The following is a 24,191-nucleotide window of genomic DNA, read 5'->3' on the forward strand; positions in this document are numbered from 1 at the left end:
GTGATCCCGCGTCTCCTGAGGAAGCGGTCGGCGTGTCCGCCGCGCGAGACCGAGCGTTCTCGACGCGGTCGGGGTGCCTCCCCGAAGGAGGGGAGACACCCCGCGCAGCTTCGGTAGTCGGCTGGGTGTCAGGGCAGGAGGATCACCTTGCCGGTCTGGCGTTGGCTTTCGAGGTAGGTGTGGGCTTCGGCTGCCTCTTCGAGGGGGTAGGCGCGGTCGATGATCGGGGTGATCTTCTTGTCCGCCAGCAGTTCCAGGCACAGTTGTTGGTCGCGCAGAGTGGCGCCGCGCACGCCGGCGATCTTGACCTGCTGGCCGATGACAGCGAGTGCGTCCAGTTCGAGACGGGATCCCTGGCCGGTCGGTGTGCCGAGGACGATGACCGTGCCGCCGAGGCGTGTGCAGGCAAGGGAGAGCTGGAAGAATTCGTTGCCGCCGACGCAGTCCCAGACGGCGTCGGCGCCCAGGCCGTGGGTCAGCTCCCGTACCTGTGCCGGCATCCGGGGATCGGTGGAGTGCACGATGTGGTCGTAGCCGAGCCTGCGGAGTGCCTCGTCGCGGTCCGGCTTGGTTGTGGTGCCGATGACGGTGGCTCCGCTCAGCCTGGCCAGTTGTGCGCAGGCGATCGCCATTCCGCCGCTGGCGCCGGTGATGACCACCGTGTCGCCGGGGCCGACGGGCGCTTGCCGGGCGCAGTTGAGCGGCGTGGTGTAGGTCCACATGGTGGCCGCCGCCGTCTCGTAGTCGACGCCGTCGGGGATGGGCAGGACGGCGTCCTGGCGGCGCGCGACGTACTGGGCGTATCCGCCGAAGACCTGGTGTCCGGGATAGGCGGTGTCGACACACAGGTTCTCGAGTCCGCGTACGCACAGGGCGCAGTTGCGGCACGGCGGGTGCGGAAGCTGGACCGCCCTGTCGCCGGGGCGCCAGCGGGTGACGTTCTCGCCGGTGGCGACGATCTCACCGGCCGCGTCACGGCCGAGCTGGAACGGCAGGGGCCAGGCCGGCCGTCCCGGCAGCGGCTGCGGCAGGTTGCCCGCGCGGTAGCGCAGGTCCCAGCTGTTGACGGCCGTGGCGTGCACGCGCATCAAGACGTCGTCGGGGCCGATGCCGGGGATCGGTGCCTCTACGTACTTGAGCACCTCGGGCCCGCCGTGTTCGAACAGGCGGACCGCCATCATGGTCTGTTCCACTCTCACGTTCCTTCGGATCGTTACGCGGTTCATCGCAGGCCCGGCACAGCCGCCGACGCGGTTCATCGGGGGCGGACCAGGAAACCGACCAGTCTGACGATCCGGGTTGGCCCGCTTGTGAGGCCTGGCGTGGCGGTCGTTACAGATGGACAGACCGCTCGGCTTCTTGACTGCGAGTCATGAGACAAGGTCGAGCCAATATGGCTACCTTACTGGTCTTGACTGGAAAATATCCTAGAACTAGCTTGGCTCCAGTTCAAGAGAGGGAGTGGGGAGCCGCCCCACGTCACCCAGGAGCGCTCTGGAGTGCGACCCGGTCGCAGGGCGCGGCCCGTCGACTCTGCGAGCCGATCGCACCGCCCACCCCCTGCCTGTCGCCATGCCTTCGACGGCTGCGGCTCGAAGGGCCGTCGGCCTGATCGCGAACGACGCGCACCCTCGCGGAGCGCGACCCCCATCGGCAGGCCCCTGGCAATCACCCGCGCGTCCCAGAGGGAGAGTGGACATGCCCGACGACCGTCCCTTCCGAGCCGTGAATCCGCCCGGTGAGCCCCGCGCCGAGCCTCCAGCCGAGTCCACCCGGCGAAGATTCATCGCCGCCACTGCCGCTGCCGGAGGGGCCGCCGTGTCCGGCGGTCTGGTCGCGGGGCAACCCGCGCTCGCCGCGGAGGTGGTCCCTGGCAGCCGTGACTCCATGACGGTCGGCGGCTCGAAAGACCATCGGAACGCCAAAAAGGAGAAGAAGATGCGCATCGTGGCCGTGGAGGAAGCGTTCTCCATTCCCGGAGTCATCCGGCAGGAGGCAGCGATCCGTCAGCGTTTGGAGGCGACGGAGGAGACCAAGCGGGAGTGGTTCCGGCGCCTGGACGACGTGACCGAGCTGCGGCTGGCGGACATGGACGCCAACGGCGTCGCCATGCAGGTCCTCTCGTACTCCACGCCGGGCCTGGAAGTGATCGAGGATCCGGCGGAGGCGGTGGCCGTCGCGCGGCGGGTGAACGACTGTCTGGCCAAGGTGGTCGCCAGTCATCCGAACCGGTTCGCGGGCTTCGCGGTGCTTCCGCTGCAGGACCCGAAGGCCGCGGTCGTGGAGCTGCGTCGGGCGGTGAAGGAGCTCGGGCTCAAGGGTGTGCTGTACAACGACCATGTGCGGGGGCACTACCTGGACGAGCCGCAGTTCAGGCCCGTATGGGCCGAGCTGGAGCGCCTCGGCGTGACGCTGTATCTGCATCCGGCTGTCATTCCGGCCGACAACTGGCGGGTCTTCGACGGGTATCCCCTGCTGGTCGGGCCGTCCTGGGGCTGGACCGCGACGGTGGGCGCCCATGCGCTCCGGCTGATCTACGGCGGCGTGTTCGACGAGTTCCCGGGCGCGTCAGTGATGTTGGGTCACATGGGTGAGCTGCTGCCGTTCCAGATGGCTCGGCTCGACAGTCGCTACCCCGTCCAGGTTCCGGTTGAGAAGAGGGTGCGGCACCAGCCTTCGTACTACCTGCGGAACAACGTGTACGCCACCACCAGTGGAGTCATGTCCCATGCCGCGCTGCTGGGAGCCGTCCATGCCGTCGGTGTCGACCGGGTGCTGTTCTCCATCGACTACCCGTTCGAGTCCAGCGCCGAGGCGGTGGCGTTCCTGCGTTCGGCACCGTACGCGCCGGCCGACCTCGCGAGCATCGCGCACGGCAACGCCGAACGCGTTCTGAGGCTGTGACCGGAGATCGTTCGGGACTCTGACCGCAACCGCGCGTTCACCGGGGCCTTTTCGCGGAGGTCGTGCGGCATTCCTCGACGACTGCGACGGCGCGCGCCACCCTGTGGGTCGAGGTGGCGTGCGCCGCTGCCGTTTCACAGTCCCTGACCGATGTCCCGCGCGGTCGTGAGGAGAGGCTGGGACAATTCGGCGAGCCGTGCGCGGTTGCAGCGGACGGACGGAGCCGCCACGACCACGGCGGCCACCGCGGCGCCGGTGCGGTCACGCACACACGCGCCGACGGCGTGCACTCCGCGCTCGCTCTCCTGGAAGTTGAGGGCGTAGCCGTGGCGGCGCACGGAGACCAGCTCGTTCACCAGGCTCTCGAAGTCCTTGGGAGCTTTGGCCCGGTCCTCGGGAAGCCCGTTGGGGTAGAGGGCCCGGAGCCGGTCCGCCGGCAGTGCCGCGAGCATGGCCTTGCCGCCCGAGGTCACATGCGCGGGCAGGAGCGTGCCGGTGCGGTAGCTGACGCGCAGCGCCTGTGGGCCCTCCACTCCGTCCAGGAAGCGGCTGCCGTTGCCCTCGAGCACCATCAGGTGGGTCGTCTCCCGGACGGCGTCCGCCAGCCGTTGCAGATGGGGGTGGGCGATGGTGATCAGATCCGGGGGAGGGGCCGACTGGCTTCCCCTGATCGCCTGCAGAGCCGGCCCGGGCCGGTACACCTTGTGGCGGTCCTGCACGGCGAATCCCTCGAAGACGAGCATCGCGAGGACCCGGTGAGCGGTCGAGCGCGCGACACCGAGCCGGTCGGCGACGTCCATCACCCGCAGCTCGTCGAGCTCGTGGAGCAGCCGGACGACGCGCAGGGCGTTGCCGGCGGCGCTCACGGGATACGAGGGGCCGGGCGGATGATCCGCTGAATTCTCCATAGAGGAATCATAACCATCGGAGATTCCTGTCAGGGGAAACTGCACGTAGCGTCAGGGACAGCTCGACGAACCGCGCTTCTTCCTGCGGTCGCCGAACACACGACCTGGAGGTTTTCGTGACCGACACCACCAGCGAACAGACCGAGCGCAAGCTGCTCGACGAGCTGTACGCGGATTTCGAGGACGCGGGCCTGATCCCGCTGTGGACGCAGGTGGACGGCCTGATGCCGATGTCGCCGCAGCCCGCAGCTGTTCCGCACCTTTGGCGGTGGTCGGAGCTGCTGCCCATCGCGCAGCGCTCCGGTGAGCTCGTGCCGGTGGGCCGGGGCGGCGAGCGCCGCGCCATGGCCCTCTCCAACCCCGGCCTTCCGGGCCTTCCCTACGTCACCCCGACCCTGTGGACCGCGATCCAGTACCTGGGGCCGCGCGAGGTCGCTCCCTCGCACCGGCACAGCCAGGGGGCCTTCCGGTTCGTGGTCGAAGGCGAGGGCGTCTGGACCAACGTCGACGGGGACGCGGTGGCGATGCGGCGGGGTGACCTGCTGCTCACGCCGAGCTGGGCCTTCCACGAGCACCAGAACGTCACCGATGAGCCGATGGCCTGGCTGGACGGCCTCGACATCCCGCTCGTCTCCAAGCTGGACGCCGGCTTCTTCGAGTTCGGCCCCGACGAGCTCTCCACCCGCGAAACCCCCGAGCGCTCACGCGGCCAGCGACTGTGGGGCCACCCCGGGCTGCGCCCGATCAGCCGGCCCGACCAGCCCAACTCCCCGCTGAACGCGTACCGCTGGGAACACACCGACGCGGCCCTGACCGCCCAGCTGGAACTGGAGGACGAGGGCGTCCCCGGCGTGCTCGAGCCCGGGCACGCCGGAGTCCGCTTCTCGAACCCCACCACCGGCAGGGACGCCCTGGTCACGATGCGCACCGAGATGCGCCGACTGCGGGCCGGCACCCGGACCGCCCCGGTGCGCACGGTCGGCTCCGCGGTCTGGCAGGTGTTCGACGGTGAGGCGGTCGCGCAGGTCGGCGACAAGACCTTCGAGATAGCCAGGGGCGACCTGTTCGTCGTCCCGTCCTGGTGCGAGGTCTCGCTGTCCGCCCGCACCCAGGTCGACCTCTTCCGCTTCAGCGACGAGCCCGTCTACGAGGCCCTCGGTCTCGCCCGTACCTCCCGAGGAGAACACAAGTGAAGCTCGCCACCATCCGGGTCAACGGCACCACGCGCGCCGTCCGTGTCGACGAGGACAAGGCCGTCGACCTCGGCGAGAGCGACCTGGTGGCCTTCCTGCGCCACAGCGACTGGGCGACGCGTGCCGCGGACGCCGACGGTGACACGTACGAAGGTGCCCTGGACTACGCCCCCGTGGTCGTCGCGCCGGAGAAGGTCGTGTGCGTAGGTCTCAACTACCGTACCCACATACTGGAGATGGGCCGCGAACTCCCCTCGCACCCCACGCTGTTCTCCAAGTTCGCGCGAGCGCTGGTCGGTGCCTACGACGACGTGACCCTGCCCGCCGGGTCCGCGCAGATGGACTGGGAGGCCGAACTCGGCGTCGTCATCGGGGCCGAGGTCCGGCACGCCGACACGGAGCGGGCGCGGGCCGCGATCGCCGGGTACACCGTGCTCAACGACGTCACCGCGCGCGACTGGCAGTACCGCACCACCCAGTGGGACCAGGGCAAGACCTTCGAGGCCACCACCCCCATCGGACCGTGGCTGGTGACCGCCGACGAGCCCGCGGTCTCCGCCCAGGGCCTGAACCTGACCTGTGAGGTCGACGGCGACACGGTCCAGAAGGCCGACACCGGTGACCTTGTCTTCGACCCGGCAACGCTGGTCGCGTACCTGTCCGAGATCGTCACCCTGGTGCCCGGCGACGTGATCGCCACCGGGACCCCGGGCGGGGTCGGCCACGCCCGCAAGCCCGCCCGCTATCTGCAGGACGGTTCACTCCTCGTCACCCGGATCGAGGGAATCGGCGAGACCCGCAACACCTGCCGCCGGGAGACGCGGTGAGCGCAGGCCCGGCCGTGGTGCTGGAGCAGGCGGCCAAGGGCACGGCGGCCTTCGAAGCCGCCGTGCACCGGCTGACCGACCCGGGATTCACCAGGCCCTCGTATCTGCCGGGCTGGAGCCGCGCCCACGTCGTCGCCCATGTCGCCCGTAACGCCGACGCACTCGTCAACCTGCTGACCTGGGCGCGTACCGGTGTCGAGACGCCCATGTACGCAAGTGGCGACCAGCGTGCACGGGAGATAGAGGAGGGCGCCCGGCAGCCGGCGGAAAAGCTGCGTGCCGAACTGCTCGTGGCCGACGACCGTCTCGCCGAGGAGTTCGCCGCGCTGCCCGACGAGTGCTGGGCGGTGACCGTCCGCACCGCGCGAGGCCGTGAGGTGGCTGCCTCTCAGGTGCCCTGGATGCGGGCGCGCGAGGTATGGATCCACGCCGTCGACATGGACATCGACACCAGCTTTGACGACGTACCGCACGACATGTGCGCGGCCCTCGTCGACGACGTGGCCGCCTCCTTCCGGGGGCGACCTGACTGTCCCTCCGTCCGGCTGCGGTCCGAGGACGGCGCCCACACCTGGCTTCTGGGCGACTCGGACGGCGTTGAGCCGGCCGTGGTCAGCGGTGACCTGCCCAGCCTGGCCGCCTACGTGACCGGGCGGCCCTTGCCCGGCCCCCTGCACCCGACCGGCGGGAGATCCCTGCCGAAGCTGCCCGCGTGGCTGTGAGCACGAAGGAAAGACGATGAAAGTTGCCTGCATCGGCGCGGGTCCCGGCGGATTGTTCTTCGCCACGCTGCTGAAGCGGAGCCGGCCCGGCGCCGAGGTCGTGGTCTTCGAACGCAACCGTCCCGACGACACGTTCGGCTTCGGAGTGGTCTTCTCGGACGCCACACTCGACGCCATCGACGCCGCCGACCCCGTCCTCAGCGAGGCGCTGGAGAAGCACGGCCGGCACTGGGACGACATCGAGGTCCGCGTGCACGGCGCACGGGAGCGTGTCGGCGGCATGGGGATGGCGGCCGTGGTCCGCAGGACGCTGCTGAGCCTGCTGCAGGAACGGGCCCGCGCGGAGGGCGTGCGGATGCGCTTCCAGCACGAGGTCCGCGATCCCGCCGAGCTGGACGAGTTCGACCTCGTCGTGGTGTGCGACGGCGCCAACAGCCGCTTCCGCACCCTGTTCGCCGACGACTTCGGACCGACCGCCGAGGTGGCGAGCGCGAAGTTCATCTGGTTCGGCACCACCTGCGCGTTCGACGGGCTCACGTTCGTCCACCAGGACGGCCCCCACGGTGTCTTCGCCGCCCACGCCTACCCGATCGGTGACTCGCTGAGCACCTTCATCGTCGAGACCGACGCGGACTCCTGGGCCAGGGCAGGGCTCGACGCCTTCGATCCGTCGACCCCGCCGGGCCCGAGTGACGAGAAGACCAAGAGCTACCTGGAGAACCTGTTCCGCGAGCAGATCGACGGGCACCCGCTGGTCGGCAACAACTCCCGCTGGGCCAACTTCGCCACCCGCAGGGCCCGTTCGTGGCGACGGGGCAAGTGGGTGCTGCTGGGCGACGCCGCGCACACCGCGCACTTCTCCGTCGGGTCCGGCACCAAGATGGCCATGGAGGACGCCGTCGCGCTGGCCGAGGCCCTGGGGGAGACGTCGCACAGCGTGCCGGAGGCACTGGAGATCTACGAGGAGCGCCGCCGCCCCAAGGTCGAGAGGATCCAGAACTCGGCGCGGCCCAGCCTGTCCTGGTGGGAGCACTTCGGCCGCTACGTCCATACGCTCGACGATCCGACGCAGTTCGCCCTCCACTTCCTCACCCGCAGCATCCCCCGGGGCAAACTCGCCGTGCGCGACGCGTCGTACGTGGACCGCGTCGACGGGTGGTGGCGGGGCCGCCACGATGCGGAGCCCCTGCGGACGCCTTTCGGCGCCGGGCCGTACCGCCTTCCCTCGCGGCGGGTGACGGTCGACGACGACCTCCTGACCGGGACCGACGGCACCGGCATCCCGATGGTCCCGTTCAGCGGGCAGCCGTCGGGAGCGGGCGTGTGGATCGACGCCCCGGACACCGAGGAGGGCCTGCCGCTCGCTCTTGACCAGGTGCGTGAGACGGCGGAGGCGGGCGCGCTGCTCGTCGGTGTACGCGGCGGTACGGCGCTGACCCGCGTACTGGTCGCGGAGGAGGCCCGGCTCGGGCACGGCCTGCCCGCCGCGGTCGTCGGCGCGTACGACGACGACACCGCGACCACGCTCGTCCTCTCCGGCCGGGCCGACCTCGTCGGAGGCACCAATTGACCGCCCTGGAAGCGCTGTTCGCCCCCCGAGCCATCGCCGTGCTCGGCGCATCGGCCACGCCCGGGAAGCTCGGCGCGGCGATGGCCGACTCCCTGGCCTCCTTCCCGGGGCCGGTGATGAAGGTCAACTCCGGCCGCCCGGACCCCGATCGGGGCTTCTTCCCCACCGTCGGCGAGGCCGCAGCGGCCCACGGCACCACACCCGACCTGGTCGTCTCCTGCATTCCGGCGGCCGTGACCGCCGACGCCCTGCGCGAGGCGGCAGCCGTCGGCGCCCGCGCCGCACTGGTGTGCGCCGGCGGTTTCGCGGAAGCCGGGGGAGACGGTCCGCTGCACCAGAAGGCGTTGACCGAGGTCGTACGGGACACCGGCATCCGGGTCCTCGGACCGAACACCTCGGGCTTCCTCGTCCCCCACCGACGGCTCACGGCCAGTTTCGTCCCGGGGGCGCCCGACCTGGAGCCGGGGCCGGTGGCGGTCGTGGCCGCGAGCGGCGGCGTGAACCACGCGCTGGCGTTCGCCCTGGCCGAGGCCGGCGTCGGCCTGCGCCTCGGGGTCGGCCTCGGCAACAGCCTGGACGTCACCCAGGGCGACGTCCTCGACCACCTCGCGGAGGACGACGGCGTACGGGCCGTCGCCCTGCACGTGGAGACCGCAGCGGAAGGCCGCCGACTCACCGAGGCGGTACGGCGTCTGACCGATCGGGTCCCCGTCGTGGCCCTGGTCGTGGGCCGCAGCGACATCGGAGACTTCGCCCGCTCCCACACCGGCGCCCTGGCCACCTCCTGGCGCGTGACCAGGACGGCCCTGCGCCAGGCCGGAGCCGTTCTCGTCGACGACGAGCGCGACCTCGTCGACGCCGTCACCGCGCTCAGCCGCGTACGACTCCCCGCGCATCCCCGTGCGGGCGTCGGCCTGGTCACCGCCCAGGCCGGACCCGGTCTGCTGCTCACGGACGACCTGCGCTCCCACGACATCCAGGTTCCCCCGCTGGTCGAACGGACGGTGAAGGAGCTGCGCGAGCTGCTCCCGGCCCTCACCTATCTGAACAACCCCGTCGACACCGGTAGGCCCTCACCCACGATCACGCGGATCGTGGAGCGGGTCTCGGAGGACCCCCGTATCGATGTCACCGCCGTCTACGGGCTGCTGGAACCCACCACCGTGGACCTCCCGGCCGCCCTGACCGCCGCCCGTACGGCCACCCCGCTCGTCGCCGTCGTCGGAGGACCCGTGGAGCAGGTGCGGCGGACCCGCCGTGAACTCGGCGAAGCCGGCATTCCCTGCGCGGCCACACCGGCCGCCGGATCGACGATGGTGCGCGCGCTCGTCGAGGACGCGGCCGCGCGCACTCGACCGGAGGCGGTCCGCACCGCCTCCGACGCACCCGCCCTGCCCCCGCCGGGACCGGTCGACGAGCACACGGCCAAGGGCGTCCTCGCCGACCTGGGCATCAACACGCCCGTACGGCGCGTGTGCGCCGGCCCCGCCGCGGCGCACGCCGCTCTCGACGAGCTCGGCGGCTCGGTCGTCGTGAAGATCCTCGACGCGGAGATCCTGCACAAGACGGAGGTCGGCGGGGTCCAGGTCGGCATCCGCACGCACGCGGAACTCGACGAAGCCCTCGCCCGTATGCCCGCGAGCCCCGCGCTGCTGGTGGAACAGATGGCCCCCGCGGGTCCCGAACTCATCGTCGGCGTACGCAGGGACCCGGTCTTCGGCCCCGTGCTGGCTCTGGGCGCCGGGGGAACGGCCGCCGAGATCCTCGGCGACGTCTCCCTGCGCCTCGCGCCCCTGTCCGAGAACGAGGCCCACGCGATGCTCGACGAGCTCGCCATCCGCAGGCTGTTCCTCGGCGCGCGAGGCGCCGCCCCGGTCGACCGCGCGCGACTCACCCACGTGCTGCTCGCCCTGGCCTCCCTCGCCGCCGACGACGCCGTGGCCGAGTGCGAGATCAACCCTTTGCGCGTCCTGCCCGACGGCGACCTCGTCGCGCTCGACGCCGTACTGCTGCTGCGTGACCCCCGGGATCAAGGAGGATCCGATGACGCGTGAGGGATTCGTACCCTGGCCCGAGGAGGCGGCCGACCGCTACCGCGCGGCCGGGTACTGGCGTGGCAGGCCGCTCGGCTCGTACCTTCACGAATGGGCGGACACCTACGGGGACAAGGTGGCCGTGGTGGACGGCGACACGCGTCTGACATACCGTCAACTCGTCGACAGGGCAGACGGATTGGCCTGCCGTCTGCTGGACAGCGGTCTCAGGTCCGGGGACGCGATGCTCGTCCAGCTGCCCAACGGCTGGGAGTTCGTCACACTCACCCTCGCCTGTCTGCGGGCGGGCATCGCTCCCGTGATGGCGATGCCCGCGCACCGGGGTCACGAACTGCGCTACCTGGCCGCTCATGCCGAGGTCACCTCGATCGCCGTACCGGACCGACTCGGCGACTTCGACCACCAGGCCCTGGGACGGGAGATCGCCGAAGACACCCCGAGCGTACGGCTGTTGCTCGTCGCGGGTGACACGGCCGGTACCGACGCCACGGACCTGCGCACCCTGGCCGAACCGGCCGCCGACCCGGCCGGCGCACGGGCCCGGCTCGACGGCATCGCCCCGGACAGCGGCGACATCGCCGTCTTCCTGCTCTCCGGCGGTACGACCGGACTGCCGAAGCTCATCACCCGTACCCATGACGACTACGAGTACAACGCGCGGCGCAGCGCCGAGGTCTGTGGCCTCGACGCCGACTCCGTCTACCTGGTGGCCCTGCCCGCCGGACACAACTTCCCCCTGGCCTGCCCCGGCATCCTGGGCACCCTCATGAACGGCGGCCGGGTCGTCCTGGCCCGCACCCCGGATCCCGCCAAGGTGCTGCCCCTCATGGCGGCCGAGGGCGTGACGGCCACCGCCGCCGTACCGGCCGTCGTCCAGCGCTGGATCGACGCGGTGGCCTCCGGCCGCCACCCCGCCCCGCCCGCACTACGGCTGTTGCAGGTGGGAGGCGCCCGTCTCGCCCCGGAGGTCGCCCGCCGCGCCGAACCCGTGCTCGGTGGCACGCTCCAGCAGGTGTTCGGCATGGCGGAGGGGCTGTTGAACTACACGCGCCCCGACGACCCCGACGAGCTCAAGATCGAGACACAGGGGCGCCCCATGTGCCCGGACGACGAGATCCTCGTCGTCGACTCCTCCGACGAGCCGGTCCGGCCCGGCGAGATGGGCGCGCTGCTCACCCGCGGCCCGTACACCCCACGCGGCTACTACCGGGCCGCCGAGCACAACGCCCGAGCGTTCACCCCCGACGGCTGGTACCGCACCGGTGACATCGTCCGGCTGCGTCCGTCGGGCAATCTCGTCGTCGAGGGACGGGACAAGGACCTCATCAACCGGGGCGGCGAGAAGATCTCCGCCGAGGAGGTCGAGAACCTGATCTACCGTCTGCCCGGTGTCGCCCGCGTCGCGGCTGTCGCGAAGGCCGACCCCGACCTGGGGGAGCGGGTGTGCGCGGTCGTGGTCGTCGAGCCGGGGACCCGCTTGAGCCTCGAATCGGTCCGTGCCGCCCTCACCGCGATGCAGGTGGCGCGATACAAGCTCCCGGAAGACCTGCTGGTCGTGGAGGAATTGCCGCTGACAAAGGTCGGCAAGATCGACAAGAAGCGTCTGCGGGAGGTCGTCCGTGGCGAGGCGGACTCCGTCGAGGCGGTGTGACGGCGCTCGCCGCGCCGGCGGACGGGCCGGCGGCGTCACGGTGACCTTCGCTTCCCCGGAGGGAGCCGATCGGCTTCGCCGGCCGTCCGGCGGTACCTGGGAAACGGCTCCAGGTACCGCCGTCGCCGTCGACCCGTGTCCCGGCCGTCGGACCGGCAGCGGGACGAACCCGTGCCGGTGACCAGCGACCCGCGTCCTCTCGTACGCCTCGTACGTCCTGCCGCCGAGTCCTTCTCCGTGCGGACCGGGCCGGGTACTTCGAGCACCGGCCGACGGTCGTCATTCCCCGTCGCAGACGCCCTCTACGGCGAACTTCTGGTAGAGGTGCGGGTAGGCCACGGTTCCGGCAGGGTAGCCCGCCAGATGCGAGGCGAACTCCGGTGTGCCGAGCGCCGTACGGAGGTGCTCGGTGGTTTTCCAGACGGCGACGTTGGTGAAGAGCCGGCTGCCGGCTGTACCCCGGTACAGCTGCACCGAGAGGAGGCTCCCCGACCTCTGCATGTACTCCGCGTCGTCCTTCCAGGCGGCCACCACCTCGTCCTCCTTGCCCTCCGGGGCGACAAAGGTGTTGATGATGGTGACCGGGCCGGCCTCCTCCTTCTGCTGGTCGTGGAAGTGGACGGACTCGTCGAGTCGGCCGAACTTGAGCATGGTTCCTCCGCGTACTCGCGTGTGGTGAGTTGTGGTCAGGAGGCGGTCCGGGTGAGGGGCCGGGCCCTGTGGTGCCGCCCGTGGTGTGTGTTCAGGCGTGGTGCTTGTCGAGGAAGTCGGTGATGAGCTTCAGCCACTCCTCGGTCCGCTCCAGCATCGGCAGGTGGCCGGTGGCGATCTCGGCGAGCTGGGCGCCGGGGATGGTCTCGGCGAGCCGGCGGTGCAGGGCGCTGGAGACGAGGCGGTCGTCGGTGGTCGAGACGACCAGAGTGGGGACCGTGATCCCGGCGAGGTCGTCCCGGACGTCGACCTGGCCGACGAGGTCGGTCTGCTCGGAGCTGCCGTCGACCGTACTGGCGGCGACGTAGCCGAGGGTCTGCCGCAGTTGCTCGGCCGGCATCGACTCCAGCGCCTGGGTGCCGAGGGCCACCATGAGCTGGAACTCGGCGAGCAGTTCGCGGTCGCCGGACGCGGCGATCCTGCTCTGGATCGAGGAGGCGAGAGCGAGCCGGTTGTCGCGGTGCGGGAAGGCGGCGGTCAGGACCAATGAGGTGACGCGCTCGGGGTGGCGGGTGGCGGCGCGGATGGCGACCGGGCCGCCGAGGGAGTAGCCGGACACGGCGAAGCGGTCGAGGCCCTCAGCGTCGGCGGCGGCGACGAGCTGGTCGGCGAGGTCGTCGACGGACAGCGGGGTGGTGGAGCGGGGGGTGTCGCCGCTGCCGGGGTAGTCGATGCCGACGACGGTGTGGCGGGCGGCGAGGGCTTCCAGGACGGGGCCGTAGGTGCCGGCCAGGCTGCTGCCGGCGCCGTGGGCGAGGAGCAGGCCGGGGCCGGAGCCGAGGCGAGTGCGGGCGAACGTGGGTGCGGTGAGGTTGCGGGGTGACATGGGTGTCTGCCTCTCGAATCGTCTACACGCGAGAATCATCCAGTGCGTGTGATTACTCCCTCAGGTCTATCACACAGTGCGTATGATTGCCGCCTGTGACGTCAATCACACGCGTCGTATGATGTGTGGGTAGGGTGGCGGCATGAAGCAGCCCCTCCACCGCCGTCAGCCGACTCCGGGCAACCCGCGTGTACAGCGCACCCGCAATCGCGTGCTGGCCGTCGCGCGAGAACTGCTGCCCGAGGTCGGACCGGCCGGACTGACCTACGCCCTGCTGGCCGAGCGGTCGGACGTCACCCGCCAGACCCTCTACCGGCACTGGCCCACCCGAGCCGCGCTGCTCTTCGACCTCGTCCTCGAAGGCCCCGACCTCGGCACCTACCCCGAACCGGGCAGCGACGTGCGCGAGGTGGCCACCGCCTGGCTGAAGAGCCTGCGCGCCGGCGTCACCGTGCCGTCCGTGCGAGCCGCGGCTCTGGCCGTCACCGCCCAGGCCGACCACGACCCCGACAGCGCGCGGGCGCTCGTCCGCATCGGCGAGGACCGCTACGTCGGCTTCAACAAGCTGCTGGAGCCTTCGGGCATCCAGATCAGCGACGACGAGTTCACCCTGCTCTACGGGCCCGTCCTCGCCCGGCTCTTCCTCGACCGCGGCCTGGTCACCGACGCCTTCATCGACGCCGTCGTCACCCAATGGCTCACCACGCTGCGGCCTGCCGACGCACCGCAGGACTCCCGGTAGCAGTCCCACCGAAAGCTCCTGACGGAGGGGAACAACCGCGTCCGGGCAGCTGGACCGGGCTCCTGACGACCCGTCATCGCCGCCCCTGTCGAGTGAGCCTCGCCGTCCGCTCTCGAAGGTACGGTCGCCGGTGCGGCGATCGGCTTCACAGAGGCTTCATGCGCCGAGTGGTACGTGCTTTATGGGGCGGCTGTTGTCTGGCGGTCATGCACGTACTCCCCGTCCCGCCGGTGGACAACGCCGACCACCCCGCTGTGCGGCACCTGACTTCGGCGGTCGGCACCGCGCTGTCCGGGTCCGTCGTGACCGGCGTGTCCCCTGGTGTGAGGCCGACCAGGCACATGGAGCCGGCTGGACACGAGCTCGGCGATGACCCGGTGTGTGAAGGAACCGCCGGCCTACGCGGCTACGGCGGTGCCGCGGGTTCCCACGCCTGAGCGCCGGACCCGGGAGAGAGCGGTCTCCGCATCGGCGAGGACCATCGCCCTTCCGCGCGGGCCCCTACCGGCCTGGCGACGGCGTCGTGACGCACGCACACACGCACGCAGCCACACGCACGCAGCACACACACAGACGAACCGACTCGCACAACGGAATGAAGAGGAGAACCGAAATGAATCTGCGACGGAACATCTCGCGTCGAAGGATGATCGAAGGAGCATCGGTCGCGGCACTCGTCACGGCTGCCGCGACCACGATGCCTGCTGCCATGGCCAGTCCGGAGGTGGCATCGTCCGGCCACGGACTGCCGAAGGGCAACTGGCGTATCGACACCCACGCGCACTACTCGCCCGACGTGTACAACGACTACCTCAAGCGCTACGGCCTCCTCGGCGCCATCACCGGGGCGTACGGTCCCTGGTCGGTCGAGCGGCACGTGGCCTTCATGGACCAGTACCGGATCCAGGCCAGCGTCCTGTCGTTCGGCGACCTCCAGGTCACTGTCGGCCCCGTCGACGACCGGCGCGCGACCGCCCGCGCGGTCAACGACTACGCCCGCGACCTCGTGCGGACCCGAGGTGACCGGTTCGGGATCTTCGCGGTCACCCCGATGCCCGACATCGAGGGCTCGGTGGCCGAGGTGGACCGCGCGCTCGGGGAGCTGGACCTCGACGGCATCTGCCTGCTCACCAACTACAAGGGCACCTACCTCGGGGACCCTTCGTTCGCGCCTCTGTACGAGATCCTCAATGACCGCCATGCCTACGTCTACGTCCACCCGACGGGTCCGGAGAACAACCCGGCTCCCAAGCTGTGCTTCGGTCCCGACATCCCGGCCGGGAACAACGTCTTCGAGTACAACTTCGACGCGACCCGTGCCATGACGAGCCTGATCTACAACGGTGTCCTGCGGGACTACCCGAACATCCGCTGGCACTTCACCCACAGCGGCGGGGCACTGCCGTTCCTGGCCTTCCGGCTCGCGACCCGGCACTCGGCCTTCCCGCCCTTCAACGAGGTGCTGCCCGAAGGCCCCCTCACGTACATGAAGCGAATGTACTTCGACAACGCACAGGCGTTCACCGCCGCGCAGTTGCAGCCGCTGTCGTCGCTGGTGCCCGACAGCCACATCATGTTCGGCAGCGACTGGCCGGCGACCCGCCACCTCTACGCGGCCGACAACGTCGAGACGATGCCCTTCCTGAAGGGCAGCCTGCCGAATCTCAGGACGGGCGACCCCGAGCCGACCGTCGGCGAGATCTACAGCCGGCGCGGGCGGATCGCTCTGGAGCGGGACAACGCCCTTGAGCAGTTCCCGAAGCTGAAGGCGCGCATACGCCGCTCCGGCTCTCGCTGAACCGCGACCGTACGCCGGCCCGGCCCGCCGCCCGCTGCCCCGCCAAGGGGCGCGGGCGCGGACGGGCTCTGCGCGAAGGCCGGCGCCGGCCGACGGGGGAGGCCATCGACGGAGATGGCGTTCGCCCGGTCGGGCGAACGCGACACGGAGGACCGGGAAGCCGGTGCGTGATCTGCCCGTCATCGAGTCGCTCGGTGACCCGGTGACCCGGCGGCGTGGCGCTCGCTGGTGAGGCCGGCCCGCAATGCGTCGCCGCTCACGACGGACACCGTACGCTGGCTGCATTCGAGGCCCGCTGCCTCCACGCCGCCGGTGAACCGCGGCCATGGCTGCCTCCTTCCTCTCCCTCATCCCACCTCGGCGATGGAAAGCGAGCACGATGAGTACGCAGCGCGTTCTGGTCGTCGACGACGAGCCCAAGATCCGCATGACCGTGCGCGGCTACCTGGAGGCGGACGGGTTCCGCGTCGTCGAGGCCGCGGACGGACCGTCCGCCCTGCGGTCGGTCACCCGTGACCGACCTGACCTCGTGGTACTCGACGTGATGCTTCCGGGCCTGGACGGTTTCCAGGTCCTGCGCCGCATCCGGGAGGCGAGCCAGATCCCGGTGATCATGCTCACCGCCCGTGACGAGGAGGTCGACCGGCTGATCGGCTTCACCACCGGCAGCGACGACTACGTCACCAAGCCGTTCAGCCCCCGCGAACTGGCCCTGCGCGTACGCGCCATCCTGCGGCGCACCGACAGCCGGTCCGAGGCGGACCACGAGGACGGCGTGCTGCGCTTCGACGGACTGACTGTCGATCCCGAGACACGGACCGTGCGGGTCGATGCCGACCGGACGGTGGAGCTGTCCGCCCTCGACTTCGACCTGTTGTTCGCGATGGCCCGTGTCCCCGGGCGGGTCTTCACTCGGCGCGGCCTGCTGGCCCAGGTGTGGGGCGAGGACTTCTTCGGCGACGAGCGCGTCGTGGACGTACACATCCGTACTCTGCGGCGCGCGCTGGGCGACGAGGCGAGCGCACCTCGGTTCGTAGGCACCGTCCGCACCATCGGCTACCGGTTCGTCGGACGCCCCGCCTAGCCAACGGCCAGGAAGGACACCTGTCGATGCCGTTCTCCCGCTTCCCGGCCTACCGCCGATCTCGTGTGCGGCTGCGCCGAATCGAGCAGCGGATGTCGCTGCGTGACCGGCTGGTGCTCTCGCACGTCATGGTCCTTCTCCTGGCTCTGGTGGCCATGGCGGCGATCAGTGCGCTGATCGAGGTGTGGCTCGGTTTTGACGACATCGAGGGCGACGTGGTCCTGCGGATCGGCCTCTTGTTCGGAGGGGCCGCGGCTTTCCCGGCCTCCCTCGCCCTGTCCCGGTTTCTGCTGCGCCCCCTCGACAGGGTGCGCGCCGCCACGCGTCGGCTCGCCGAGGGACACTACGACGACGTCCTCGAACTCCCCAGCGAGCCGGGCCTGGCAGCGCTGGTCCAGGACGTCAACACGCTGGCGGCAGCCCTCGCCGACACCCAACGCCGCCGCGCCCGGCTGATCTCCGAGGTCGCCCACGAGATGCGCACCCCCATCACCATCCTCCGCGGCCAGATCGAGGGCATCGCCGACGGCATCTTCACCCCCGACGAGGCGATGTTCGCCTCCCTCGCCGACGACCTCGACCGGCTGCAGCGCCTGGCCGGTGACCTCTCCAGCCTGTCCCGGTCGGAGGAGGGCGCCTTCGACCTCCACCGCGAGCCCGCCGACGTTGCCATGCTGGCCCGGAGGACAGCCGAGCGACTGCGCCCCCAGTACGACGACCAGACGGTAGCCCTGGCCGTGGACGCGGACACACCCGTCGGCACGTTCTGCGACCCGGACCGGATCACGCAGATCCTGGTGAACCTGCTGGGCAACGCACTGGCCGCAGTCGATCCGGACGGACGGGTAGTGCTGTCCGTGCACACCGAAGCTGCTCCCGTACGCCACGTGATCGTCCGCGTCATGGACGACGGCATCGGCATCGCCGCGCCCGACCTCGAACGCATCTTCCATCGCTTCGAACGCCTTGGGCGTCCCGGCCGACCCGCTGCTGCCGGTGGCAGTGGCATCGGTCTGACCATCGCCCGGGGGATCGCCCGGGCCCACGGCGGAGACATCACGGCGGAATCCGCCGGCCTGGGCAGGGGCGCGACGTTCACCTTGCGCCTACCGCAGGAACACGTCCCCGGGGCCGACATGCCTCCGGACTCCCGCTGACTCCATCGACCCAGGTCTCGACAGTCCCGAGGGTCAGGCCAGTCCGAGAAGTGCTTCGGCGTTGCCGGCCAGGACGGCCTGGGTGTCCTCTGCGTCGAGGCCGGCCCGTTCGATGTAGGCGACGGTGTCGAGGTAGTGCTCGCCACTCTGGTACGGGAAGTCGCTGCCGAGGACGAGTCGGTCCGCGCCGACCGCCTGGACCGCGGCTCGCAGTGCCGTCTGGGAGCTGTGGGCGACGGTGTCGTACCACATCCGGCGTGCCGCCTGGCTCGGCGGGAGGGGAGCCTCGGGTGCCTCGAAGTGGGCAAGGTTGTCCCACCGCTCCAGCAGCATGGGCAAGGCGCCGCCGAAGTGGGAGTTGAGGATGCGCACATGGGGGTAGCGCGTGACGAACCCACGGGTGATGAGCTGGGCCGCTACGACGGTGTCCTCCACGGGCGCGCCGACCATCCAGGTGAGGTGGTGGTCGGTGATCTGCGGGGAGGCGACGCCGTCCCCGGCGGGGTGGAGGTACATCACGGTGCCGCGGCGGTCGAGTTCCTGCCACACCGGTGCGAAGGCCGGGTCGGTCAGCGCACGGCCCGCGGCCGAGGTGGTCAGGGCCACGCCCATCACCCCCGGCGCGTCGAGGACGCGGTCCAGTTCGGCCAAGGCCGCGTCGACGTGCGGCAGCGGAAGCACGACGAAGGCCAGGAAGTGGTCGGGGTGGCGGTCCACCAGGGTGACGTACCGGTCGTTGATCATGCGTGCGGCTGTGGCGGCCCGCTCCGGATCCGGCAGTGCGCCCGTCAGGGGCGAGGCCGAGATCACCTGCCGGTCCACACCGGCCCGTTCCATCAGGGAGAAACGGACCTCAAGGTCCTTGTCGGTGTCGTCGGCACCGAGCCCGCGCTGGCCGCCGGTGGTGGCGACGCCGGAATCCGCCAGGAAGTCCAGGTAGTCGCTGGGGTAGACGTGTGCGTGTGTGTCGATGCGCATGAAGGGGTTCCTCAGTCGTCGAGGGAAGGGAGAAGGAGGGGCACGGGAGAGGAACGGGAGGAGGTGAGACGGATGGGCTGGGGCTACTTGTCGACCAGGGACATGTGGTGCTCGTTGTAGCGGTTTCCCTGTACTCCGATGCGGTCGGCGAGTCCGTTGAGGTCGGCGAGTTCGTCGGCGGAGAGGGGCAGTCGGGTGGCGCCGATGTTCTCCTCGATGCGTGCGGTGCGCCGGGTTCCGGGGATCGGAACGACCGACGGGTGCCGTGCGAGCAGCCAGGCGAGCGCGACCTGGCCCGGTGTGGCGTCCTTGGCCCGCGCGAGCAGGGTGACGTGGTCGACGAGTGCTTGGTTCGCTGCCCGGTTCTCGGCTGTGAACCGTGGGATGTTCGTGCGGACGTCGTCGGCGGTGAACGGCGTGGTGGCGTCCACCGTCCCGGTCAGGAACCCCTTGCCGAGCGGGCTGAAGGGTACGAATCCGATGCCGAGTTCCGAGCAGGTCGGCAGAACCTCGTGTTCGGGGTCCCGGGTCCACAGCGAGTACTCGCTCTGGACCGCCGTCACCGGGTGGACCGCGTGGGCGCGGCGGATGGTCCGCGCACTGGCCTCGGAAAGCCCGAAGCAGCGCACCTTGCCTTCCTGCACGAGCTCGCCCACGGCTCCGGCGACGTCTTCGATCGGCACGTCCGGATCGACGCGGTGCTGGTAGAAGAGGTCGAGCGTTTCGACCCTGAGCCGTTTGAGGGAGGCCGTGGCGACGGCTCGGATCTGCTCGGGCCGACTGTCGAGTCCGACGGAGGCGCCGTTCTCGATACGGAATCCGAACTTGGTGGCGATCACTGCCTGGTCTCGCACCGGGGCGAGCGCTTCTCCCAGGAGCTCTTCGTTGACGTAGGGGCCGTACACCTCCGCGGTGTCGAAGAAGGTGACTCCGCGGTCCACGGCGCCACGCAGTACGGCGATCATGTCGGTGCGATCGCCGGGATTGGGGCCGTAGCTCTGGGACATTCCCATGACGCCGAGACCGATGGCGGAGACACGCAGGTCGCGTCCGAGCGTTCGGGTGTGCATTCTTCCTCCTCGTTGCTGCCGACTCGTTGCTGTCAGTGCCGCGGAAACAGGCGCTTGGCGTTCGCCGTCGTGAGCGAGCGCCATGTCGTGTCCCGCGCCGGTGGTTCGGCCGCGTCGATCGCCGCGATGTGGGCGTCGGCCAGCGGCGCGGGCGTCCAGCAGTAGTCGCTGCCGAAGAGCACGCGGTCAGTGTCGACGAGCTTCAGCAGTGCGGGGACCTGGCGTGGGAAGGCCGTGCCCGCCATGTCGTAGTACAGGCCGCGGAGTTGTTGCACCGCGTCCTGGGTGGGCGACTTCTCCGCGGGCACGAACAGCCTCATGAACTCGTTGACGCGGTCGGCCAGGACGGGAATCGCGCCGCCGCAGTGCGGGACGATCACCCGCATGTTCGGGTGACGCGTCAGGACGCCCGCCATCACCAGGTCCGTGACGGTTCGGGCGGTGTCGAAGATGTACTCGACCATCGGACGCGGTCTGCCGAGCGCCGACTGTTCCCAGCACACGGGCGAGGTGGGGTGCAGGAAGACCACCGCCCGCCGCCGGTCGAGCTCCGCGAAGACCGGGTCGAGGCGCTGGTCGCCCAGGTACACCCCGTGCGTGTGGGTCATCAACGCCACGCCGTCGGCGCCGAGTTCGTCGAAGGAGAAGGCGATCTCCTCCAACGCACCGTCGACGTCCGGCAGCGGAAGTGACACGAGGTTGCCGAAGCGGCCCGGGTGGTCCCGGGTCAGTTCGGCGGTGTACTCGTTGACGCGCCGGGCCAGGAGGCGTGCCGCCCTGTCGTCGCCGAAGTGCACGCCGGGGGAGGACATGGACAGCATCGCGGTCTCGATGCCGTTGCGGTCCATCAGGTCGAGGTGGGCTTGTACGGACCATGACGGCCAGCCGCCCATGCCGTCGGGGTGGGCATGGCCGGCCGAGGTCGCCTGCTGGACGTAGAAGTCGGGAAGCAGGTGGGCGTGGACATCGATGAGGCTGGAGGACATGGCAGCGGGATTCCTTCTCGTGGGGCTCGCGTCGGCAGGGCGGATACCGCGAGCGGCCTACTCCACCTGCTCGCCTCCGGCCAACCGGACCTCTTCGTTGTCCAGGGCCGCCTGGAGCCGGCGTAGCACGGTGTCGTCGATCCGCGACTCGTCGCGCAGGCGGACGACGGTCGCGCGCTTTGTGGCGATGAGAGCGAGGCGGAGCTCGGTGTAGTGGCGGTTGTGGAGCAGGGCCGGATCGTCGTGGGCGCCCGCACCCCTCGCTCGTGCGGTCGCCAGGTTGGCCTCGTACTCCTGGCGCAGCCACTCCACGACTTTCGGAGTGGTCCCCTGCTCGGCGGCGAGCCGGGGCAGCGCCTTGATGGCTTCCTCGGTCGCCGTCGTCTCGGCGAGGACCTGCTCCTCGTCGACGGACGTGTCGTGCGGCAGCCGGGCCCAGCGCACCACGCCCGGTAGCAGCAGCCCCTGCACCACGAGGGTCACGACGATGACGCCCGAGGTGACGAAGACGATGAACGCCCGTCCGGGGAACGGCTCGCCCGAGTCGAGGTTCTCCGGTACGGAGAGCGCCACGGCCAGCGACACCGCGCCCCGGAATCCCGCCAGGCCGCTGACCACTCGTGCGCGGTCGCTCATTCTCCGCAGCCGCTGCTCGGGACGCCGGTCGATCACGCGGATCAGGTAGGCGGAGGAGAACAGGAAGACGAACCGGACCGCGACCAGGACCACGCTGATCGCTCCGACCGCGACCAGGGCATGTCGGAGGTCGGATCGGCTCAGATGGCGCAGCGCGTACTGCAGTTCCACTCCGACCAGGACGAACAGGGCGCCGTTGATGATGAAGGTGGCCAGCGGCCAGAAGGCCAGTGCCTGACGGCGGTGATCGGCGCGAATGAGACTCGGAGCCACCTGGGCCATGATCAGACCGCTCACGACGACCGCGAGGACACCGGAGGCGTGAATCTGTTCGGCCAGCAGATACGCCGTGAACGGCGCCAGGATCATGACGAGGTTGCCCAGCAGGGGATCGTCCAGTCGGCGTCGCAGGTTCATGTTGACCCAGGCGACCGCCACTCCGACCGCGGCCCCTCCGCCGTAGGCCAGGAGGAACAGCGCTCCGACGTGCGGCAGTGTCAGATGTTCCTCGCCGACGGTGATACCGACCGCCAGGCCGTAGATGACCAGTGCGGTGCCGTCGTTGACGAGACTCTCCGCGCGCAGCACGGTGATCTGACGTCGAGGGAGTGATCCGGCCAGAGCGCCGACCGCCGTGGCGTCGGTGGGAGCGACGGCCGCGCCCAGGGCCCACGCCGGTCCCCACGGCAGTCCCAGCGCGTGCCCGGCGACCGCCACAGCCCCCGCGGTGAGGATCACGAGGACCGTGCTCAGCAGGACGATGCCGCGCAGGTTCGTACGAATCTCCCGCATCGACGTGGTCAGACTCTCCCAGTACAGCAACACCGGAAGGAAGAGCAACAGCACTACTTCGGGAGGGAGTTGGGTCTGGCGGACGGCCGGGACGAGGCCGATGAGCGCACCCACGACGAGCAGCACGACGGGCGGCGCGACGTGGAAGCGCCGTCCGAGAACGTTGCCCACCAGGACAGCCGCACCCAGGACGACCACGAGTTCGAGACCGAGCATGGTGCTTACTCCTGTGCGTGACTGGCGGTCGGTGGTGGCTCGACGGCGGCGGCTTCCACCGGGATCGGCTCGGTCATCTGCCCCTCATGGCCGGCGTGGCCATGTGCCACCAGCCGGCGGTGCTGGGCGCCGTCGACCAGCACCCACCACCCGCATGGGCCTCAGGTCACGGGCGTAGCAATGCCTTGATGGCACGGCGCTCGTCCATGGCCTTGTAACCCTCCGCGACCTCGTCCAGGGGCAGGGTGAGGTCGAAGACCCTGCCCGGGTTGATACGGCCGCCGACGACGCGCTCGATCAGGTCGGGAAGGTAGGCGCGCACGGGGGCGGGACCACCGCGCAGACCGACGTGGGAGAAGAAGAGCTCCTGGCCGTCGATCCGCACGTCGTGCGGCATGCCGACGAAGCCGACGTTGCCGCCGGGGCGGGTGGACTGCAGGGCCTGGTGCATGGACTGCTGGGTGCCCACGCATTCGAGGACGGACTCGGCGCCGATGCCGTTGGTCAGTTCCTTGACGCGGGCCACGCCTTCCTCGCCGCGTTCGGCGACGATGTCGGTCGCGCCGAACTCCAGGGCCAGCTTCTGCCGGGACTCGTGCCGGCTCATGGCGATGATGCGCTCGGCGCCCAGTTCCCTGGCGGCGATGACCCCGCACAGGCCCACCGCGCCGTCACCGACGACCACGGCCGTCGAACCGGGCCTGACCTCGGCCGCTTTGGCGGCGTACCAGCCGGTGCCCATGACGTCGGAGAGCGTCAGCAGGCTGGGGATCAGCTCCTCCGCCGGCTGCTCCGGGGTGGCGACCAGGGTGCCGTCGGCGAGGGGGACGCGGACGTACTCGGCCTGGCAGCCGTTGGGGAAGTCCCGGTGCAGACAGGAGGTGTGGTAGCCGGCCCGGCAGATCGGGCAGGTGTTGTCGGAGGCGATGAAGGAGCCGATGACGAACTGGCCGGGCTTCACGGTCGAGACGTCGCTGCCGACCTCTTCGACGACGCCGACGTATTCGTGGCCGATCGGCTGCGGCTTGTCGACCGGGTTGACGCCGCGGTAGCTCCACAGGTCGGATCCGCACACACAGGTGGCAACCGTGCGGATGACCGCGTCCGTGGGCGCCACGATCTTCGGCTCCGGGGCGTTCTCCACCCGGATGTCCCCGGGCGCGTGAATGATGGTTGCTCGCATGATGGCTTCCAGTTCCTTCAGGCCCCTCGTGGCGTCAGGGGCGGGTACGGGTGCTGACGCGCGGGCCGTTGTAGTCGTCGTCCGGGACGTGTTCGAGCCAGGTGGTGTCCGGTGTGATGCTGCCGCCGGGCCACGCGGCGACGATGTAGGGAGAGCCCGGAATGTGGGGGTGTGTTCGGTCGG

At 70.3% G+C, this 24,191-nt stretch carries 20 protein-coding genes; 11 read left to right on the forward strand and 9 right to left on the reverse strand.

What is annotated here, in order from left to right; genetic code table 11:
* Window positions 1-128: 128 nt before the first annotated feature.
* Window positions 129-1,193: a quinone oxidoreductase family protein gene (locus tag PV734_RS18110; protein ID WP_319290295.1), complete on the reverse strand. Its 1,065-nt coding sequence runs from the start codon at window positions 1,191-1,193 to the stop codon at window positions 129-131.
* A 505-nt stretch (window positions 1,194-1,698) separates the two neighbouring features.
* Between PV734_RS18110 and PV734_RS18115 the strand changes: the two genes are divergently transcribed.
* Entirely contained in the window at window positions 1,699-2,904 is a 1,206-nt protein-coding gene (locus PV734_RS18115; protein WP_319290298.1) for an amidohydrolase family protein, read from the forward strand.
* Between the two features lie 134 nt (window positions 2,905-3,038).
* On the opposite strand, the gene PV734_RS18120 is transcribed toward PV734_RS18115, so the two are convergent.
* Entirely contained in the window at window positions 3,039-3,812 is a 774-nt protein-coding gene (locus tag PV734_RS18120; RefSeq protein ID WP_319290300.1) for an IclR family transcriptional regulator, read from the reverse strand.
* A gap of 104 nt (window positions 3,813-3,916) precedes the next feature.
* On the opposite strand from PV734_RS18120, the gene PV734_RS18125 reads away from it, so the two are divergent.
* From PV734_RS18125 to PV734_RS18150, 6 genes are read left to right on the forward strand one after another with little or no spacing between them, the layout of a single operon-like run.
* The gene (locus PV734_RS18125; protein WP_415924227.1) at window positions 3,917-5,005 is read left to right on the forward strand and encodes a cupin domain-containing protein; all 1,089 of its coding nucleotides are present in this window, start codon (window positions 3,917-3,919) and stop codon (window positions 5,003-5,005) included.
* Window positions 5,002-5,832, forward strand: a complete 831-nt coding sequence (locus PV734_RS18130) for a fumarylacetoacetate hydrolase family protein (protein WP_319290302.1) — start codon at window positions 5,002-5,004, stop codon at window positions 5,830-5,832. Before PV734_RS18125 ends, PV734_RS18130 begins: the two co-directional genes overlap by 4 nt.
* Window positions 5,829-6,554 carry a maleylpyruvate isomerase family mycothiol-dependent enzyme gene (locus tag PV734_RS18135; protein ID WP_319290303.1) on the forward strand — a complete coding sequence of 242 codons (726 nt, stop codon included), beginning with the start codon at window positions 5,829-5,831 and terminating at the stop codon, window positions 6,552-6,554. The genes PV734_RS18130 and PV734_RS18135 overlap by 4 nt, the downstream gene beginning before the upstream one ends.
* Window positions 6,555-6,570: 16 nt before the next feature.
* A complete protein-coding gene (locus PV734_RS18140; RefSeq protein WP_319290305.1) occupies window positions 6,571-8,124 on the forward strand; it encodes an FAD-dependent monooxygenase in 1,554 nt (517 codons plus the stop codon).
* On the forward strand, window positions 8,121-10,178 hold the full coding sequence (locus PV734_RS18145) for an acetate--CoA ligase family protein (RefSeq protein WP_319091279.1): 2,058 nt from the start codon (window positions 8,121-8,123) through the stop codon (window positions 10,176-10,178). The genes PV734_RS18140 and PV734_RS18145 overlap by 4 nt, the downstream gene beginning before the upstream one ends.
* Complete coding sequence (locus PV734_RS18150) at window positions 10,168-11,829, forward strand: (2,3-dihydroxybenzoyl)adenylate synthase (protein WP_319290307.1); 1,662 nt, start codon at window positions 10,168-10,170, stop codon at window positions 11,827-11,829. Before PV734_RS18145 ends, PV734_RS18150 begins: the two co-directional genes overlap by 11 nt.
* A 279-nt stretch (window positions 11,830-12,108) precedes the next feature.
* Here PV734_RS18150 and PV734_RS18155 read toward each other — a convergent pair whose 3' ends face one another.
* Both PV734_RS18155 and PV734_RS18160 read right to left on the reverse strand, forming a co-directional pair.
* Window positions 12,109-12,480: an antibiotic biosynthesis monooxygenase family protein gene (locus PV734_RS18155; protein WP_319091277.1), complete on the reverse strand. Its 372-nt coding sequence runs from the start codon at window positions 12,478-12,480 to the stop codon at window positions 12,109-12,111.
* Window positions 12,481-12,571: 91 nt separating this feature from the next.
* A complete protein-coding gene (locus PV734_RS18160; RefSeq protein ID WP_319091276.1) occupies window positions 12,572-13,366 on the reverse strand; it encodes an alpha/beta fold hydrolase in 795 nt (264 codons plus the stop codon).
* Window positions 13,367-13,508: 142 nt separating this feature from the next.
* On the opposite strand from PV734_RS18160, the gene PV734_RS18165 reads away from it, so the two are divergent.
* The 4 genes from PV734_RS18165 (at window position 13,509) to PV734_RS18180 (ending at window position 18,147) form a co-directional block, all read left to right on the forward strand.
* A complete protein-coding gene (locus PV734_RS18165; RefSeq protein WP_319290309.1) occupies window positions 13,509-14,108 on the forward strand; it encodes a TetR/AcrR family transcriptional regulator in 600 nt (199 codons plus the stop codon).
* A gap of 613 nt (window positions 14,109-14,721) precedes the next feature.
* A complete protein-coding gene (locus PV734_RS18170) occupies window positions 14,722-15,906 on the forward strand; it encodes an amidohydrolase family protein (RefSeq protein WP_319290311.1) in 1,185 nt (394 codons plus the stop codon).
* A gap of 379 nt (window positions 15,907-16,285) precedes the next feature.
* Entirely contained in the window at window positions 16,286-16,990 is a 705-nt protein-coding gene (locus tag PV734_RS18175) for a response regulator transcription factor (RefSeq protein ID WP_319091273.1), read from the forward strand.
* A gap of 26 nt (window positions 16,991-17,016) precedes the next feature.
* A complete protein-coding gene (locus tag PV734_RS18180; protein WP_319290313.1) occupies window positions 17,017-18,147 on the forward strand; it encodes a HAMP domain-containing sensor histidine kinase in 1,131 nt (376 codons plus the stop codon).
* Between the two features lie 33 nt (window positions 18,148-18,180).
* On the opposite strand, the gene PV734_RS18185 is transcribed toward PV734_RS18180, so the two are convergent.
* The 5 genes from PV734_RS18185 to PV734_RS18205 all read right to left on the reverse strand — a co-directional run bounded on the left by PV734_RS18185 (window position 18,181) and on the right by PV734_RS18205 (window position 24,008).
* Window positions 18,181-19,125, reverse strand: coding sequence for an amidohydrolase family protein (locus PV734_RS18185; RefSeq protein WP_319290315.1), 945 nt, complete (start codon window positions 19,123-19,125; stop codon window positions 18,181-18,183).
* Window positions 19,126-19,208: 83 nt separating this feature from the next.
* On the reverse strand, window positions 19,209-20,195 hold the full coding sequence (locus PV734_RS18190; RefSeq protein ID WP_319290317.1) for an aldo/keto reductase: 987 nt from the start codon (window positions 20,193-20,195) through the stop codon (window positions 19,209-19,211).
* A gap of 32 nt (window positions 20,196-20,227) precedes the next feature.
* Window positions 20,228-21,181 (reverse strand): amidohydrolase family protein, encoded by a 954-nt coding sequence (locus tag PV734_RS18195; protein ID WP_319290319.1) that lies wholly within the window; start codon window positions 21,179-21,181, stop codon window positions 20,228-20,230.
* Between the two features lie 57 nt (window positions 21,182-21,238).
* Entirely contained in the window at window positions 21,239-22,825 is a 1,587-nt protein-coding gene (locus tag PV734_RS18200) for a Na+/H+ antiporter (RefSeq protein WP_319091268.1), read from the reverse strand.
* Between the two features lie 166 nt (window positions 22,826-22,991).
* Entirely contained in the window at window positions 22,992-24,008 is a 1,017-nt protein-coding gene (locus PV734_RS18205) for a zinc-dependent alcohol dehydrogenase family protein (protein ID WP_319091267.1), read from the reverse strand.
* Between the last annotated feature and the right edge of the window lie 183 nt (window positions 24,009-24,191).

Source organism: Streptomyces sp. AK08-02 (assembly GCF_033795085.1).
GTDB lineage: Bacteria > Actinomycetota > Actinomycetes > Streptomycetales > Streptomycetaceae > Streptomyces > Streptomyces echiniscabiei.

Coding starts and splice junctions, on each gene's coding strand:
- PV734_RS18115 (WP_319290298.1), top strand. CDS start 1,699: ATGCCCGACGACCGTCCCTTCCGAGCCGTGAATCCGCCCGGTGAGCCC.
- PV734_RS18120 (WP_319290300.1), bottom strand. CDS start 3,812: ATGGAGAATTCAGCGGATCATCCGCCCGGCCCCTCGTATCCCGTGAGC.
- PV734_RS18140 (WP_319290305.1), top strand. CDS start 6,571: ATGAAAGTTGCCTGCATCGGCGCGGGTCCCGGCGGATTGTTCTTCGCC.
- PV734_RS18150 (WP_319290307.1), top strand. CDS start 10,168: ATGACGCGTGAGGGATTCGTACCCTGGCCCGAGGAGGCGGCCGACCGC.
- PV734_RS18155 (WP_319091277.1), bottom strand. CDS start 12,480: ATGCTCAAGTTCGGCCGACTCGACGAGTCCGTCCACTTCCACGACCAG.
- PV734_RS18160 (WP_319091276.1), bottom strand. CDS start 13,366: ATGTCACCCCGCAACCTCACCGCACCCACGTTCGCCCGCACTCGCCTC.
- PV734_RS18165 (WP_319290309.1), top strand. CDS start 13,509: ATGAAGCAGCCCCTCCACCGCCGTCAGCCGACTCCGGGCAACCCGCGT.
- PV734_RS18170 (WP_319290311.1), top strand. CDS start 14,722: ATGAATCTGCGACGGAACATCTCGCGTCGAAGGATGATCGAAGGAGCA.
- PV734_RS18175 (WP_319091273.1), top strand. CDS start 16,286: ATGAGTACGCAGCGCGTTCTGGTCGTCGACGACGAGCCCAAGATCCGC.
- PV734_RS18180 (WP_319290313.1), top strand. CDS start 17,017: ATGCCGTTCTCCCGCTTCCCGGCCTACCGCCGATCTCGTGTGCGGCTG.
- PV734_RS18185 (WP_319290315.1), bottom strand. CDS start 19,125: ATGCGCATCGACACACACGCACACGTCTACCCCAGCGACTACCTGGAC.
- PV734_RS18190 (WP_319290317.1), bottom strand. CDS start 20,195: ATGCACACCCGAACGCTCGGACGCGACCTGCGTGTCTCCGCCATCGGT.
- PV734_RS18195 (WP_319290319.1), bottom strand. CDS start 21,181: ATGTCCTCCAGCCTCATCGATGTCCACGCCCACCTGCTTCCCGACTTC.
- PV734_RS18200 (WP_319091268.1), bottom strand. CDS start 22,825: ATGCTCGGTCTCGAACTCGTGGTCGTCCTGGGTGCGGCTGTCCTGGTG.
- PV734_RS18205 (WP_319091267.1), bottom strand. CDS start 24,008: ATGCGAGCAACCATCATTCACGCGCCCGGGGACATCCGGGTGGAGAAC.